This window comes from Shewanella sp. BF02_Schw, from assembly GCF_014596695.2.
Taxonomy (GTDB): domain Bacteria; phylum Pseudomonadota; class Gammaproteobacteria; order Enterobacterales; family Shewanellaceae; genus Shewanella.
Map to the genome: position 1 here is coordinate 429,844 of NZ_JABKAW020000003.1, position 17,088 is coordinate 446,931.

General features: G+C 41.1%; 16 protein-coding genes. 11 read left to right on the plus strand and 5 right to left on the minus strand.

Features of this window, described 5'->3' with window-relative positions:
* The first annotated feature begins 96 nt into the window (after nt 1-96).
* From HNW13_RS14450 to HNW13_RS14490, 9 genes are all read left to right on the plus strand, one after another.
* A complete protein-coding gene (locus HNW13_RS14450; protein WP_011638133.1) occupies nt 97-660 on the plus strand; it encodes a sigma-70 family RNA polymerase sigma factor in 564 nt (187 codons plus the stop codon).
* The gene (locus HNW13_RS14455) at nt 653-1,360 is read left to right on the plus strand and encodes a DUF3379 domain-containing protein (RefSeq protein WP_192116326.1); all 708 of its coding nucleotides are present in this window, start codon (nt 653-655) and stop codon (nt 1,358-1,360) included. Before HNW13_RS14450 ends, HNW13_RS14455 begins: the two co-directional genes overlap by 8 nt.
* A 134-nt stretch (nt 1,361-1,494) precedes the next feature.
* Nucleotides 1,495-2,955, plus strand: a complete 1,461-nt coding sequence (gene putP / locus HNW13_RS14460; RefSeq protein ID WP_192116325.1) for a sodium/proline symporter PutP — start codon at nt 1,495-1,497, stop codon at nt 2,953-2,955.
* Nucleotides 2,956-3,361: 406 nt separating this feature from the next.
* Nucleotides 3,362-4,645, plus strand: coding sequence for an outer membrane protein transport protein (locus HNW13_RS14465; protein WP_101086584.1), 1,284 nt, complete (start codon nt 3,362-3,364; stop codon nt 4,643-4,645).
* A gap of 200 nt (nt 4,646-4,845) precedes the next feature.
* A complete protein-coding gene (locus HNW13_RS14470) occupies nt 4,846-5,907 on the plus strand; it encodes an efflux RND transporter periplasmic adaptor subunit (RefSeq protein ID WP_192116324.1) in 1,062 nt (353 codons plus the stop codon).
* 5 nt (nt 5,908-5,912) lie between these two features.
* Nucleotides 5,913-9,173 (plus strand): efflux RND transporter permease subunit, encoded by a 3,261-nt coding sequence (locus HNW13_RS14475; RefSeq protein ID WP_192116323.1) that lies wholly within the window; start codon nt 5,913-5,915, stop codon nt 9,171-9,173.
* 45 nt (nt 9,174-9,218) lie between these two features.
* Entirely contained in the window at nt 9,219-9,431 is a 213-nt protein-coding gene (locus HNW13_RS14480; RefSeq protein ID WP_101086581.1) for a DUF2892 domain-containing protein, read from the plus strand.
* 58 nt (nt 9,432-9,489) lie between these two features.
* The gene (locus HNW13_RS14485; RefSeq protein WP_243756301.1) at nt 9,490-9,822 is read left to right on the plus strand and encodes a rhodanese-like domain-containing protein; all 333 of its coding nucleotides are present in this window, start codon (nt 9,490-9,492) and stop codon (nt 9,820-9,822) included.
* Nucleotides 9,823-10,296: 474 nt separating this feature from the next.
* Nucleotides 10,297-12,741, plus strand: a complete 2,445-nt coding sequence (locus HNW13_RS14490) for a S8 family serine peptidase (protein ID WP_192116322.1) — start codon at nt 10,297-10,299, stop codon at nt 12,739-12,741.
* A 97-nt stretch (nt 12,742-12,838) separates the two neighbouring features.
* Here the strand turns inward: HNW13_RS14490 and HNW13_RS14495 are convergent, their stop codons facing one another.
* The 5 genes from HNW13_RS14495 to HNW13_RS14515 form a co-directional block, all read right to left on the minus strand.
* A complete protein-coding gene (locus tag HNW13_RS14495; protein WP_242445127.1) occupies nt 12,839-13,441 on the minus strand; it encodes a CBS domain-containing protein in 603 nt (200 codons plus the stop codon).
* A gap of 246 nt (nt 13,442-13,687) precedes the next feature.
* A complete protein-coding gene (locus tag HNW13_RS14500) occupies nt 13,688-14,224 on the minus strand; it encodes a YaeQ family protein (protein WP_192116321.1) in 537 nt (178 codons plus the stop codon).
* Between the two features lie 78 nt (nt 14,225-14,302).
* On the minus strand, nt 14,303-15,214 hold the full coding sequence (locus HNW13_RS14505; RefSeq protein WP_101086576.1) for a bifunctional precorrin-2 dehydrogenase/sirohydrochlorin ferrochelatase: 912 nt from the start codon (nt 15,212-15,214) through the stop codon (nt 14,303-14,305).
* 8 nt (nt 15,215-15,222) lie between these two features.
* Nucleotides 15,223-15,582, minus strand: a complete 360-nt coding sequence (locus HNW13_RS14510) for a rhodanese-like domain-containing protein (protein ID WP_192116320.1) — start codon at nt 15,580-15,582, stop codon at nt 15,223-15,225.
* A 385-nt stretch (nt 15,583-15,967) separates the two neighbouring features.
* Nucleotides 15,968-16,288, minus strand: a complete 321-nt coding sequence (locus HNW13_RS14515; protein WP_101086574.1) for a DUF2007 domain-containing protein — start codon at nt 16,286-16,288, stop codon at nt 15,968-15,970.
* 165 nt (nt 16,289-16,453) lie between these two features.
* Here HNW13_RS14515 and HNW13_RS14520 point away from each other — a divergent pair, with 165 nt between their 5' ends.
* Together HNW13_RS14520 and HNW13_RS14525 are read left to right on the plus strand one after the other, a co-directional pair.
* A complete protein-coding gene (locus tag HNW13_RS14520; protein WP_101086573.1) occupies nt 16,454-16,855 on the plus strand; it encodes a DUF3224 domain-containing protein in 402 nt (133 codons plus the stop codon).
* Entirely contained in the window at nt 16,848-17,063 is a 216-nt protein-coding gene (locus HNW13_RS14525; RefSeq protein ID WP_192116319.1) for a hypothetical protein, read from the plus strand. Before HNW13_RS14520 ends, HNW13_RS14525 begins: the two co-directional genes overlap by 8 nt.
* The last annotated feature ends 25 nt before the right edge of the window (nt 17,064-17,088 follow it).

Sequence of the window (17,088 nt, forward strand, 5' to 3'; positions counted from 1 at the left end):
AAAAGCTAAATAGTAGCTAGATGCTGCTATTTAGCTTGCTATTAATCCTCCTCCTTTTTAAGCTGTTACATATTATTAACTCAAAAAAGTTAAAAAATGTTTGATTCATTGCGAAAGAAAAAGTCCGAACCTGCGGTCTTATCTGAGATGCTAACAAAACAACGACGATACGATAGCCTTGTCAGGGCTCTTCACACCGACATATTTCGCTACGCCTTTTGGTTGTGTGGTGATAAACATGTTGCTGAAGATATTACTCAAGAAACGTTCTTAAGGGCGTGGCGTTCTTTGGACTCATTAAATGACGAAAAAGCGGCTAAAGCCTGGCTAATTACCATTTTAAGACGGGAAAATGCCAGACGTTTTGAGCGTAAACAATTTGACTACAGCGACGTAGAACAAGATTTACTTGAAGATGTACTATCGACAAGTCATGAAGAAGATACCGAGCAGTATTGGTTACGTCGTCAAATAGGTAAACTCGATATCGAATATCGAGAGCCGTTGTTATTGCAGCTGATTGGCGGGTTTAGTGGTGAAGAGATTGCCACCATGCTAGAACTCAATCGAAATACGGTAATGACCCGTTTATTTAGAGCCAGAAACCAGTTAAAAGACGCTCTCGAAGCACCAGAGGTAAGAGGTCAATCAAATGGATGATCTACAGTTTCGTCGCCATGCATACGGTGACCCCAATAATCAAGCCGACGATTTTTTAGCTCATTTAGCTGAAAATGAAGACGATGCTAAATTTGTCAAAGATCTACAAGCATTTGATCATAGACTCACTCAAGCACTCAATATTAGTGTGCCTGATGGGCTTGCTGATAAGTTAATTTTACGACAGCAATTGAGTCAGCATCAAAAAAACAAAAAACAGACCCGTTACTTAATGGCAATGGCTGCTTCAGTTGCCTTTATTGTGGGAGTTAGCTTTAGTTTATTACGCTTCACGCCAGTAAACTTAGGGGAAAACTCGTTGGCTCATGTTCATCATGAAACCAAAGCATTAGTGATGGAACAGGATATTGGTTTTAATGACGTAAACTTTAAACTAGCCAGTTTAGAAGGATTAAGTGATTCGAAATTTATCCAACAACCAGGCCGTGTTTTTTACACCTCTTATTGCGACTTCCAAGGTGTTAAATCATTGCATTTAGTGATGGCTGACGAGAACGGAAACAAAGTCACTTTGTTTATTGTGCCCGTCGAAAGCCGTATTGTCTTAGAAGAAGCATTTGCAGATAATCAATACAAAGGCCAAAGCTTTCAAACAGCCGACGCCTACATGGTGTTAGTGGGCGAGCCCGCTTCTGACCTTGAGTTTGTCAAAAAAGAAGTTGCAAACACCTTTATTTAATTTATAAATTAATGATTTAAAATCCGCTACTTCATTGGAATAGCGGATTTTTTTTCATCTTAAAAAATCAAAGTGTGAACTAGATCAAACTTCTGCTAGCATGTCGACCATAAAAATAATCACCTGGAAGCAATATGGAAATTCAAACACCAATCATCATTACCTTTATCGGATATCTTGCCTTAATGATGGGTATCGGTTACTGGGCTTATCGTAAAACAGACACTGTTGATGATTACATTCTCGGTGGTCGCAAAATGGGGCCCGCAGTAACAGCGTTAAGTGTTGGCGCATCAGATATGTCTGGTTGGTTGTTATTAGGCTTACCTGGCGCGGTGTATTTAAGTGGTTTAGGTGAAGCCTGGATTGGATTTGGGTTAGTGTTTGGTGCGTGGCTTAATTGGTTATTTGTTGCAAAACGACTGCGAATTTATACCCAAGTTGCCAATAATTCTTTGACGTTACCCGATTTTTTTGAAAACCGTTTTAATGACTCTCATGGACTATTGAAATTGGTTTCGGCATTAACGATCCTGATCTTTTTCACTTTCTATGCTTCTTCAGGCATGGTGGGCGGTGCGATATTATTTGAAAAAGTATTCGGCCTCGATTATAACCTCGCCTTACTGATCGGTTCATTCATCATTGTGTCTTATACTTTCGTAGGTGGATTTTTTGCCGTCAGCTGGACTGACCTCTTTCAAGGCTGCTTAATGTTAATTGCATTATTAATTGTACCCATTGCAATTTTCAGCCAACCCGATACTCAAGCAAGTTTTGAACAAATCGATCCTGCTATGTTGTCGTTTATTAACGAAAACACCACCGTCATTGGACTCGTGTCGCTATTAGCGTGGGGATTAGGTTATTTCGGCCAACCGCATATTTTGTCTCGTTTTATGGCTATCGGCAGTCCAAAAGATTTAGTGTTATCTCGTCGTATCGCCATGAGCTGGATGTTAGTGTCGTTAGTTGGTGCCTTAGCAACGGGTATTGCCGGTAGTCTTTATTTTGCTGCAGAGCCACTTGAGAACTCAGAAACAGTATTTATTCATTTAGCCCATGCCGCTTTTAATCCATGGATTGGCGGCTTGCTGATTGCCGCTATTTTGTCTGCCATTATGAGTACTATTGACTCACAATTACTGGTTTGCTCTAGTGTCATCACAGAAGACTTTTACCTTAAATGGTTACGTCCACAAGCCAGCAGTAAAGAGTTAATGTTAGTAGGCCGTATTGGCGTTATTGCCATTGCATTAGTAGCCGGCGTTGTTGCACTTAATCCTGAAAGCAGCGTATTAGGACTCGTCAGTTACGCATGGGCTGGGTTTGGAGCTGCATTTGGTCCCGTGGTGTTATTATCACTCTTTTGGCAAGGTTATAGCCGTAATGGTGCGATATCAACCATTCTAGTGGGTGCTCTTACCGTTGTCGTGTGGAAACAACTGACTGGCGGTATTTTTGAGTTGTATGAAATCGTCCCTGGATTTATTTTCGCAATGTTAGTGGGGGTAATCGTCAGTAAAATGTCACCACCAACACCGAAAACTATCGCCGACTTTGCCGATTTTCGAGAATCTTTAAAAACACAATAAACTCCAATAAAAGGCTGTATTAGTCATTTTAATAGCTCAACCGCTGTAATTGCAGAGGTTGAGCTACTAATCTTATAATCGAGTGTCAATACCAACGAATGACCTAACAAGCTTCGATAAATCTCATCTGATTAGTCTCTAAAATCCACTATGAATAAACTTTAACTTAAACTAACTGCACAGTAATGGTTATCTAAAACTGCTGATAAATTTACATATACTGCCATGCTATCAAACACCTACTTCACCATTAAAAACCAGAATTAACTTAATATTAACAACAACTAACATCTGGTCGGAGTTGTTACATTAGTCACACTTACCTAATATGCCTAAAATTTTGGCCGTCAAATGCTTGAAGTGAATGAACTTTGTGCAAAACGGTAATAATAAATGGGACATAATAATGAATAAATTCCACAAGACCCTCATTGCTACCGCGGTAGGCTTACTCAGTGCACAAGCATCCGCTGCCGGTTTTCAGTTAAACAGCCAATCTGCTACTGGTATTGGTCGTGCAATGGCGGGTGATGCCGTTATTGCTGACAATGCATCGGTTCTATCTCGTAATCCTGCAGCCATGGCTCTTTTTGATGAAACAGCGCTATCTTTAGGTGTTGTTTATGCAGACATTGATGTATCAGTATCTGATGCACAAGGCAGTTTTGCCGGACAAGACGTTGCTTTTGGTAGTGAGCATAATGCTGCAGAAGCAAAAGTTATCCCCAATTTTTATTACATCAATCCAATTAATGACAAAATGGCGTTTGGCGTTGCGGTATTCAGTAACTACGGCACTGGCACCGATTTAGGTGACTTGGCAAACAGAACCCCTACCATTAGCGGCAATGCAGTACCACTGCCACCTCCAGTAGACTTACTCGGTAATACAGAAGTGGTTACTATTAACTTCAACACCAGTATGTCTTATCGCATTAATGATGAGTTCAGTTTTGGTTTTGGTGTTGATGCCGTTTACGGCAGCGGAACCTTAACTCGTACTAGCGAAAACCCACAGATTGGCAGTCTAGTCGATGTCGATGCAGATGGTTGGGCATTAGGTGGGATTGTTGGTGTTGTGTATGAAGTTAATCCAGATAATCGCTTTGGTTTAAGTTATCGTATTAGCCCAAAACTTACCGCCAAAGGTGATGTAAATTATCTTTACACTGAATACAATGAAATTGATATTCCTATCGCTGACATTGCTCAGTTTGCCGGTTTCCACCAGCTAACGGATAAATTTGCCGTGCATTACACTGCACAGTGGACCAATTGGAGTGCATTCGACAAAATCGTGGTTAAAGATGGTGCCAATGGTGTCGACCAAGCAGATTTAAAAGAATACCACTGGAAAGATTCGTGGTTCTTAAGCCTAGGCGCGACTTATAACCTCACTCAAGACTGGACTTTACGCGCAGGTGTCGCAACCGATCAGGGCGTAGTTAATCAGCATTCATCATTATCAATACCTGATTCTGATCGAACTTGGTACACCGCGGGTGTGAGTTACGATTTAAATGCAAAATCAAGCGTTGATTTAGGTATCGCTTTTGTACGCGGAGAAGATGTTACTGTACTAGAAAATAGTAACCTTCTTGCTCAAGTGCCTGGCTACAACAGTGAGATTTCAGCACAAACGCGTTCAAATGCGGTTTACTACTCAGTACAATATAACTACAGTTTTTAATTAGCAGTATTTACCCTTTTTTAGTCCGCTCACCGCGGGCTAGAAGTTTCCAACCAAGCCGCCTTTTATTGTTAATTGGCGGTTTTTTTATGCCATTTATATCATAGGGTTCTAATCTATACGATTTTACAATATATAGGTTGCTTAACGGTGCAAAGTCCATTAGAATTTTCTTATAGACTTCACATTAGGCTATCACTATGTCTCGCTTATCTAATAATTTATTCCTCGGCACAATTCTCGCAACAACGGTACTAGCCACAATAGTATCCTATACAGTGCAAGCCTCTGATGTTGCTACATTAAAGCTAGAGTATTCAGAACAATATCAACCCCGTATTTATGATGCAAAAATTGAAGCAATTAAAGCGGCAACGATTTCTGCACAAACCTCTGGGCGGATTATTAATATTCATTTTGATGTGAATGATCTCGTCCCACAAGGCGCTGCATTATTAGAAATTACCAATAAAGAGCAAGGCGCAGGATACGCGGGGGCAGAAGCGGATCTAGCTAAAGCAGAAGCGCTAAACAGTGAGGCCCAAGCACAATATCTTCGTTATAAAACATTGTTTCCCAAGGGCGCCATATCAAAAGGTGCCATGGATGAAGCCACTGCCAAAGCAAAATCCAGCAAACAAGCCGTCAGTGCTGCTCAAGCACAGTTAATAAAGGCCAAAGAGAGTTTAAATTACACTGTCGTGAGTGCGCCTTTTAGTGGCCGAATGACCCATCGATTTATCGAACAAGGTGAAACCATATCTTACGGCCAAGCGTTGTTCTCTGGCTACGATACTCAACACCTTAGAGCTGTATTTCAAATTCCACAGCAAGACGTTGCTCAGGTGCAACAACAGGAGCAAGTGAGTGTTCAATTGTTCAACGGCGATGAAATCATTTCAAATGATATTAACGTCTATCAATTTGCCGATCCGTTAACTCATCAGCATCAAGTCAGAGTCAATATTGATGCCAGTAACATGGAAGACGTCATTGTAGGTCAGTGGATTAAGGTAGTCGTTAACTTCCCTAGTCGAACGAGTTTAATGATCCCATTATCGGCCATACATCAAGTCAGTGACTTAACGTCAGTGTATCGTAAACATTCAGACAAGATTGTGCTTAACCAAGTGCGTATCGGCCGAGTAGACCATCAGAATAATACTGCTGAAGTATTATCAGGGTTAATGGAAGGCGATGAAATTGTTATCGATGCTGGACGATATTTAATTATGTCCTCAGCAGCGAAAGGTCAGGAGTAAACCTGATGACAACACCTAATGAATCGATAAAACTTGGCCTTTCAGGCTCAATAGCAAAAGCATTTCAACACAGTGCCATTACCCCATTACTGGCTATTCTAGGTTTATTACTCGGCCTTTTTGCGGTGATTATTACCCCCAAAGAAGAAGAACCTCAAATTGATGTGACTTTTGCTGATGTGTTTATCCCCTACCCTGGAGCCACACCGACGGAGGTTGAAAATCAGGTCACCTTACCTGCAGAACGGATAATTTCTCAAATAAAAGGCATTGATACCCTGTACTCATTTTCCCAGCCCGATGGCGCGCTCATTATCGCTATTTTTGACGTCGGCGTTCCACGAGATGAAGCTGTGGTTAATTTGTACAATCAACTGTATTCAAACAGCGATAAGTTTAACCATGCAGCAGGCATTGGTGAGCCGTTAATCAAACCTAGAGGTATTGACGACGTACCTATAGTGGGGTTAACGCTCTGGTCTCAAGATCCAAACATCACTGCAGAGCAGCTTACCTTGGTCGCATCGGGCCTAGAAACAGAGCTAAAACGGATACCGGGTACTCGAGAGATTTATAGCCAAGGTGGCCACGAGATGGTGTTAAATGTGCGTATTGATCCTGTCAAGATGAACAGTTTCGGCGTAACGTTCAACGATATTAGTGCCACATTACAAGATAATAACCAACTGTCTACAGTCGGCTCTATGACACAGTTTAATCAAGAAATAAAACTGCAAGCGGGGCAGTTTTTACGCACGCCAGATGATGTTAATAATCTGCTGATTAAAGTTAATCAACCCGAATCTATAACGGAGAAAAGTCCATTTCCTCGTGCAGTTTATTTATCTGATATCGCCGATGTGAGCCTTAAAAGTGATATTCCTAAACAACATGTTTGGCACGTAACAGATAAGGGGACCTACCCGGCTATAACCATCGCGATTGGTAAACAGGCGGGGCAAAATGCCGTCGACATTGCAGATGCCGTATTAGCTAAAATCGATGCTGTCGATAACGTATTAATTCCCAATAATGTCAATGTCGCTATCTCTCGCAACTACGGTAAAACCGCTGGAGATAAATCTAATACACTTATTTTCAAATTGATTTTTGCCACATCTGCGGTAGTACTACTGGTATTTTTCACCATGGGACTTCGTGAGTCTGCCGTCGTTGGTGTAGCCATTATCATTACTCTCGCCATAACCTTATTTGCATCTTGGGCATGGGGATTCACCCTAAACCGAATTTCATTGTTCGCACTTATATTCTCCATTGGTATCTTGGTCGATGACGCCATCGTGGTGGTAGAGAATATTCATCGGCATATGGCAATGAGTGATAAACCCATAAGCGAGCTCATCCCTCATGCCGTTGATGAAGTCGGTGGGCCAACGATATTAGCTACCTTCACCGTTATCGCCGCCCTATTACCAATGGCATTCGTATCCGGACTAATGGGTCCATACATGAGCCCAATTCCGATTAATGCCAGTATGGGAATGATTATTTCGCTATTAATCGCGTTTATTATGACCCCTTGGTTAAGCCGCATATTGTTAAAACCTCACAAAAAGATACATAGTTCAAACAATAAAGCGCCTGACACAGGTATCCCAGTAGAAGAAGACAATCGATTAACGCGTCTATTTACGCGAATAATGAGTCCTTTTTTACTCGGCGAACATGCGCCAAAAGCGCGAAAAGGCTTGGCTTTAGGGATCGTATTATTGATTGCCTTCGCTATCGCCTTACCTGTAATGCAAGCTGTAGTACTAAAAATGCTGCCTTTTGATAATAAATCTGAGTTTCAGGTAATGGTTGATATGCCTGAAGGCACCCCTGTGGAACAAACTCAAAGAGTATTACAAGATCTCAGTCAATATCTCAGCAGTGTAGAAGAAGTTGAGCATTTACAGTTGTATGCGGGCACCCATGCACCTATGAATTTTAATGGCTTAGTACGACATTATTTTTTACGCAGTAGCCAAGAGCTCGGTGAAATTCAGGTCAATCTAGTGGATAAAAAACATCGAGACCGCGACAGTCATACCATTGCATCATCTGTACGCGAGCCGTTGCAAAAAATTGGTCTACGTTATCAAGCCAATATCAAAATTGTTGAGGTACCACCAGGGCCACCGGTTTGGTCACCTATAGTTGCTGAGGTTTATGCGCCTAACACCGAATTACGTGAACAAGCAGCCAATGACTTATTGCAACGTTTCAGAGATACCGAATACGTTGTTGATATGGATATATATTTGCCAGCGCAACAACAAAAGTGGCAAGTCATCATTGATCGAAATAAAGCCAGCTTAATGGGCGTTTCTTACGCCAGTATTGTGGATACGATCAGCACAGCTGTTGATGGTAAGGATGTCAGTTACTTGCATCAAGCACAGTTAGCTCATCCCACGCCGATTAGATTACAGCTTGATGAAGCCGCTAAAGTAGATCTAAAGCAAGTCTTGTTATTACGCCTACCGACTCAATCAGGTGAAACAGTACCGCTAACTGAATTAGTTAAGGTGCAACAACAAGTGATTAATGCACCCATTATCCATAAAAATATGGTGCCTATGATAATGGTTATTGCCGATATGGCAGGGCCAACGGGTAGCCCACTTTATGGCATGTTCGATATGGTCAGCCAGATTAATCAGCAAAATGAACAAGGTGACACTAGTTATCCAATTCAACAAAATTTGGTTAATCAGCCTGATGGATTAACCGATGTGTCGATTCTATGGGATGGTGAATGGAAAATAACATATGAAACCTTCCGCGATATGGGCATTGCTTATGCCGTTGGTATGATAGCTATTTACTTACTTGTTGTGGGCCAATTTAAATCTTATATCGTGCCGTTAATCATCATGGCGCCCATTCCATTGACCATCATAGGTGTTATGCCTGGACACGCTTTATTAGGCGCTCAATTCACGGCTCCTTCTATGATAGGCATGATAGCGCTAGCAGGCATTATTGTCCGAAACTCAATTTTGCTGGTTGATTTCATTAATCAACAAACTGCCGCAGGCGTTCCGTTAGAACAAGCGGTTATCCACTCTGGCGCGGTAAGGGCAAAGCCCATTATGTTGACAGCATTAGCAGCAATAATTGGGGCATTATTTATTATTGATGACCCTATTTTTAACGGTTTAGCCATTAGTTTAATATTTGGGATTTTTATCTCAACTATTTTAACCTTGGTGGTGATTCCAGTGTTGTATTTTTCAGTAATGAAACATAAGCATGTGTAACAAAATTATATTATTCACTGGGCATCGCCCAATAAGGAGCTAAACATGTCATTAGAACGAAATATTATGGCCTTTGCCGGCTTTATGGTTTTATTATCTCTTGTGTTAACCGCAACGGTTAGCCCACATTTTGTCTGGCTTACAGTATTTGTCGGCGCTAATCTATTTCAGAGTGCTTTTACAGGCTTTTGTCCTGCTGCGATGATAATGAAAAAGTTCGGCGTCAAAACTGCAGCTGAAATAGCCTTAAATAAATAACAAGGAAATTATCGTGCTTAAAAAATCTATGCTGCTGTCTATTCAATCTATCTTAGCGATGTTGGTCTTATTAGCGGCATCGCTTATGCCTACTTGGGCTGCAGAGCAAGAGCCTAGCGTTGCTTGGGAAAAAATAGACCGCGGTGTAACGTTAATTGATGTGCGCACTGCTGAAGAGTTTGCTGCTGGACATATTGACGGTGCGATTAATATTCCATTTGAGATTATCGTCCCAGAGTTGGCAAAGCTCAATATCGATACAGACGCCGAAGTGGTTCTTTACTGCCGCAGCGGCAACCGTAGTGGTATTGCACAGGAATCATTAGTTAAACAGGGTTACACCAATACCTATAATGCGGGTGGTTTTGATAGCTTAATATCAGCACGATAACCTCACTAACAATCTAAAGTCACACATTTACAACTGTGGTTTTATTAAGCAAATACAATGGTTTATCGTATTGATATTCTCTTCATATCAATACGATAAACCTTACTGCTTTCACTCCTTATATTTTTCATGTAAAAAAATATTTACACTTAATATTAGATAATTATTTATTAGCATAAAACGGATCCGTTTATGCACTTTCTAGTTAAGCGCTTTCATAAAGTTAACTCCATTAACGCTCGAAAGATAACATTCTATCAACTCGAGCTCTAAGTGAATGTTAAGTCGTTTTTGATGAATAAAAACTCAAATAAATCCGTTCTATAACACCAGTTACTTGACAACAAACATTAACAACTTGTTTACACCAGGCAAAAATGTGGTTACCTTTTAGACAGATAGGCAAAATAGCTTATCTGTAAAACATAATTATAAAAGACATTACGTCCCACCCTGATTAACATGGAAGATAATATGAAAAAGCATAAAAACCCAACGGTCGTGCTTAGCATGACAGCACTCGCTTTGGCTATTTCAACTCAAGTAAACGCAGCACCAACCCCGTCACAACTCTCTGCAACGAATCAACAGATTGAACAACAATCACCTTTACCTAAACGATATATCGTCAAGTTCAGAAATGATAATGCTGCTCAGACTCTTAATGGCAATGCCGCTGTGCAAAATGTGAATGTTGAAGCCGACAACAGCATGGATTACGAGCCTCGTTCTAACGAAGTATTTACCCAGTTTAGAGCTTTGAACAGCGTAAAGGCACGAGAAATGAAGCGTGTAGGTCGTAGTAATAGCTACTCAGTTAAACTCGATTCTCCCTCTCTTAAAGCATTACGTTTGCGTCAAGATGTTGAATACGTGGAAGAGGATTTACCCCGTAGACTGCTTGCGGAGACAACACCTTGGGGACAAACCTTTGTTGGTGCGACCGTGTTAAGCGACAGCCAAGCAGGTAATCGTACTATCTGTATTATTGATTCTGGTTATGACCGTAGCCACAATGATTTAAGTGGTAACAATGCAACCGGGACCAATAACTCAGGTACAGGTAACTGGTATCAACCAGGTAATAATAATGCCCATGGTACTCACGTAGCTGGTACCATTGCCGCAATAGCGAACAATGAAGGTGTGGTCGGGGTTATGCCTAACCAGAATGCCAATATTCATGTTGTAAAAGTGTTTAACGAAGCCGGATGGGGCTACTCATCGTCTTTAGTCGCTGCTATTGATACCTGTGTTACTTCAGGTGGTGCAAACGTAGTCACAATGAGTTTAGGTGGCAGTGGTTCAACCACAACTGAGCGTAATGCATTAAATGCTCATTATAACAATGGGGTGTTATTAATTGCAGCGGCAGGTAATGCTGGCGACAGTAGTTATAGCTACCCAGCATCTTATGATAGCGTAATGTCTGTTGCAGCGGTTGACAGCAATCTTGATCATGCCGCTTTTTCACAATATACAGACCAAGTTGAAATTTCAGGTCCTGGCGAAGCAATTCTATCAACGGTTACCGTTGGCGAAGGTCGTTTAGCCGATATAACTATTGGCGGTCAGTCATACTTTAACAATGGTGTAGTGCCGCACAACCGTTTAACCCCGTCAGGTACTAGCTACACTTCGGCACCAATTAACGCAAGTGCAACAGGAACCTTAGCGGAATGTACTGTAAATGGAACCAGTTTTAATTGCGGTAGCATGACCAATAAAATCTGTCTTGTTGAGCGTGTAGGCAACCAGGGCTCAAGTTACCCTGAAATAAACTCGGTTAAAGCCTGTAAAACAGCCGGTGCCAAAGGTGTCATTGTTTACAGTAACACTGCACTACCAGGGTTACAAAATCCTTTCCTAGTGGACGCTAATAGTGAAGTTCTGATTCCGTCGATGTCTGTTGATCGGGCTACGGGGCTTGCACTTAAAGCCAAGTTGGGTCAGTCAGCCACTGTGAGTAATCAAGGCAATCGAGATTATGAATATTACAATGGCACCTCAATGGCAACACCGCATGTGTCAGGCGTAGCAACATTAGTGTGGAGTTACCACCCAGAGTGTAGCGCCAGCCAAGTGCGTGCGGCATTAAATGCCACAGCAGATGACTTAAGCGTTGCCGGTCGTGATAACCAAACTGGTTACGGGATGGTTAATGCAACAGCAGCAAAGGCTTACCTAGACGAATCATGTAATGGTCCAACCGATCCAGGTACAGGCTCTGGTGACAGCGTACTTGAAAAAGGCGTGGTAAAAACAGGCTTAGCTGGCGCTAAAAACGATGAATTATATTTCTCGTTAGACGTTCCTGCAGGCGCGACAGACTTAAGCTTCACTATGAGTGGTGGCACTGGCGATGCTGACTTATATGTGCAGTATGGTGCATCACCTACCAGCAGCAGTTACGACTGTCGTCCATGGAAAGGTGGTAATGCAGAGTCTTGCCCAATTACGACGCCTCAATCTGGTACTTATTATGTAATGCTACAAGGTTATAGTGCATTTAGTGGTGTAAGTTTAGTGGCTAACTACACCGCAGGTAGCACTGGTGGCAGCAACACAGGCGGTCCAGCAAGCTACAACAATACCGGAAATTATACGATTCCAGACAACAACACTAGCGGTATCACTAGCCCTATTACTGTTAGCCGCACTGGCGATTCAGGAACGGTATCAGTGTCTATTGGAATTATTCATACTTATATTGGTGATTTAAAAATCCAGTTAGTTAGCCCAACAGGCCAAACGGTTGTACTGCATAACAACACTGGTGGTGGTACCGATAATCTAACCCAGACTTACACCGCTAATATGGCAGGTGTCGAATCAAGTGGTGTATGGACATTAAAAGCAGTTGATAATGCGAGACAAGATACTGGATATATTGATACTTGGAGCTTAAGCTTCCAGTAATATTATTTCGTTGATTACAAAAATAGCTACATTATGTGGCTATTTTTATTTCTGATGGATTAACTTTTTAACAGTTAGCAGACTAATAATTAAAAGTCTAATAGTGAGGTTGTGTTGTTTGCAACACGGCAGGCTGCTGAATATTGGCAATCACTTCAAATATAGATGCAAATGAGTTTGGTGTACTCACATCGACAGCAAGCTTTAATCGACGAGCAATATCATTAGCAGATAGCACACCACGAATAGCATGATTAGATCGGTCAACCACTAAACAATGTTGCTGTCCTGCTGACTGTAATGTCTCAATAACATCACCAATACGAGCATAACTTAAATCTTCAAAATCAATCGCTTTCAGATCTTCTTTAGGGATCATAAAATCTGCAACACTTAAATGCTCACGCTGATGACCAGCTGCAACACGTTTTAATATTTCTTGATTATGTAAAGACTCAAAGCTGATTAGGCCAATAAACTTATCTTTATCATCTATGACTAATTTAAGACGTACATGCGACTTCTGCATTAAGTGCTCGACCTTAACCGCCGACGTGCTCGATTCTATCACCATAGGCGTCACTTTCTTAAAATCAGTAAACACATTTAACGCTGAAGATAGTACTGAGATATCTTCATGGGCTTCTGGTGAAGTTAATTCATCAATTTTTTCTACTGGGTATAGGGCTAATTTCTTCACAATAACATCCTTAATCAACAACCATCGCGAAACGTGAAACATCATATTTATTAATGATTTATAATTTATTGTGATGTTCACTGCATGATTTGATTATCTGCCTGTGATTTTATTAGTACAAGACCCATTTGATTAAATTTAATTAATTTTTGATAAATTAAGGTTAAATTCACTTTACTGTGATCGTAAGTATGATAGCAAAATGTGATAGCGAATGTGATAGCAACCCAAATCACGTAAATACCACTACTTTAACGTTTCAGGCTCTATTAACACGCTATTATTTGCATCCGACAACCACACTTGCCCTTCGCTAAGACTAACTTGTAACGCCATATTTCGATTAACAAATACATCCATTTGTTTCACCGCATCTTCTGGAAAATTAATCACAGTTAAATTATCGTAGCGAGCAAACGCTTGCTGGTTCTGCTGCCACCAAATAGGCACACTTCGGCCACCATAAGTATAAAGAATAACCTGTTTTGACCGACCACAGGCTTTTCTCAGCCATTTCTCATCAGCTTGACCAAACTCAACCCAAAGATCGATTTCACCACTCAGATTTTTATCCCAAAGTTCAGCTTCATCATCAACACATAACCCTTTACTAAACACTAAAGTTTCGGATGCATTAATGGCAAATGCCAGTAAACGCACCATCATGCGCGTATCGGTTTCGGACGGATGTTGGGCTAAGGTAAACTGATGATCGGCATAATAATGACGGTCCATATCTGCAATCTGCAGCGAGACTTTAAAAACGGTAGCTTTAGCAGCCATAAAAGGTTCCAACAAGTATAAAAAAACCGAGTCTACTACAAAGTAGACTCGGCATAATAGGACATCGTACTTATCCGGTTAAATAGCGCCAGGGCGTAGATGTTTAGCCATTGGAAAATGCGCACTTAACTGGGCGACTTTTGCAACAGAAGACACTATCAACATACGAGATCCATGTTCATATTGATGAGTGATATCACTTAACAATGGCACCGCTTCTCTGCTTGCGTCTCGCCTTAATAATTCATTAATCTCACTATCAAGCGCACTATCACTGTAAACCACGTCTAATGTCTGTAATAGCGGCATTGCTGCAATAGGGAGTAAATGTGCCGGCGTATCCTCGGTTAACAAAAGAATCTCACCTTTAACACTAAAGTCTTCAAAAGACTCAAGGTAACGTTGTTCTGTTAATGCATCGAATTTATCTTGGTTAGTGGTAAAAAAACGTTCCCAAAATAAACGTCTATCTTTGCCGGCTAATAATTTATGTTGTACTTCCTCGCGCTTGCTGGCAACAAAATCAAATAAAGGCGCTAATGATGACGGTAGCATAGTTTCGAGGCGTGAACGGATGGTTCGAGCGAAAACAGGTGCGGCACCAGCTGTACTTATCGCAACCACTAACCGGCCTCTATCCACTATCGAAGGCGTAATAAATCGACAAAATTTAGGATTATCGACCACATTCACCCAAATCCCCCGCTCTGTGGCCAACTGCGCAAAATCCATATTCAATTGCTCATCGGCAGTAGCAAGGTAAATGATATCCACATTGGCAATATCATCAGCACATACTTCACGACGAGACAGCTGGATCCGCCCCTGCGTATAATAGTTTTCAATATCATTGGCAACTGTCGGCGCTATGACATGAATATGAGCATCCGTACGAGACAACAAATCGAGTTTACGTGTGGCAACTTCACCTGCACCAACCAATAAGACCTTCAAACCTTGAGTATCGACAAACAAAGGGAAATATTGCATTAATCTACTCAGTCTTCAACGATAGGGAATTGATGTTGTATCCAAGCACGGTAGCCACCAACCATTGAGGCGACTTGCGTATAACCCATAAGTTGTAAATTATAGGCAGATAATGCTGCACGCTGGCCGGCGCCACAATAAAGTAATATTGGAGTATTTTTATCAGGAAAACGATGCTCTATATCACGTTCAATAATGCCACGACTGAGGTGTTTTGCATTAGGTAAATGCCCTTGTAACCATTCGTTATCTTCTCGCACATCAATTAATTGCCATTGATCTTGTTGTTGATATTGCTCAATGGTTAACAAGTTAACATGTGGCATAACAGAATCGACCAAACTGGCGAATGCTGGAGAGGGTTGCATAGCGTTTCCTTAAGTTAGTTAAATCACTCATTTGTGACAAATTAGCACTACATACGTCATAAACCTAAAAGTAGTTTAATCATTAGAGTCTATTGGATTTTTGAAAGCAATTTTGCTGCAGTTAGTGGCAATTTACTATAACGAGGAGTTTATGATGGTGTCATTTACATGAATAAGCGCTAATTGCGCCAAAATAAGCCACATATGCAATCCTAGTGGCTCAACTAAACGGGCGCATATTTATAAACTAGGCTCTTTATTACTAAACGTAAATTGACTTAGACACTTTTCGTCTAATATTTACGTCGCGATTAAACCCCGTTTATGTTGAATAATATGTGGTCATGAAAGATGGCTTTCAACGTTAAAAAACCATCATACGGGTTTATTCGTTATGCATTTCACTTCTTTGCGAACTACATTGCCAACACAATTCAAAACTGCCTTCGTTTATTTCATGGCATTGGACACATTGCCATTGAGGCTGTTCAATATCGAGTGAATCGAGTAAGGTTTGCGCAGTGACAAGTTGATTGTCTGCTACCCATAATTCTACCGTTTGCATTTCAATCGGTAAACCGCCTACACCACCAATGAGTGCTTCACCTTTAAGATCAACTTCAATTCCACTGGTTTCCAGTAGCCCTTTCCATGTGTGAGCCTGCAGTAAATTACCACCGGCTAATAATACTTTTCGTTGTTCCATGCGTTATCCTACTGCATTGCTCTTGCTGGCAAATTTGTTTCATCCTACTGCCTCTACCAAAATCTGTCGAGTGTTGTTTATAAATTGGACATTTGTCATAGACAATGATTATGTTAACTTTATATGAACTCTTCGCATTTAATAACATCATAAGCAGGGCTCTACATGACAAAAATAGTCTTAAAAGGTGTATTTCAAATCACCGCTTGGAATGAATCGGCATATGCTGAACACGACAATAACAGCAAACAAACCATTGCCGAAATTACCCAAACGTATTCTGGTGATATCAATGGTTCTGCTCAAATTCGCTATGTAATGTCATATCAAAATGGGGAGGCAGCGGTATTTGTCGGAATGGAGCACTTAACCATAAACACGCCAGAAATATCTGGCACCATAGTGTTACAACATAATGGGGTATTTTCGCAAGGTGTTGCACAAAGCCAATTCAATGTAATAGCTGACTCGGGTACCGATAACTTGCATCAATTTATCGGCCACGGTGAGTTTACCTCAACCGAAAACGGCCAAGCAGATTACCTCATCACTTTGCATCATGACTAAAATAACCATTTCTCGTTTAGAGACTAATATCGGTACATTTAGAGTATCTGGGAAGATGATGGTAACTTCACTGATGTTTCTCAGTGTTGATATACTCGGCAGTGATGGGTGGGAAGCGCTGATAATCGACCCACAAACTCAATGGCACAAAACCTTGATGGCTGCCTGTGAAGTGCATTTAACAGAACAACAGAACAACAGAACATAACTTAGCCATAAAAAGAAACCCCAGC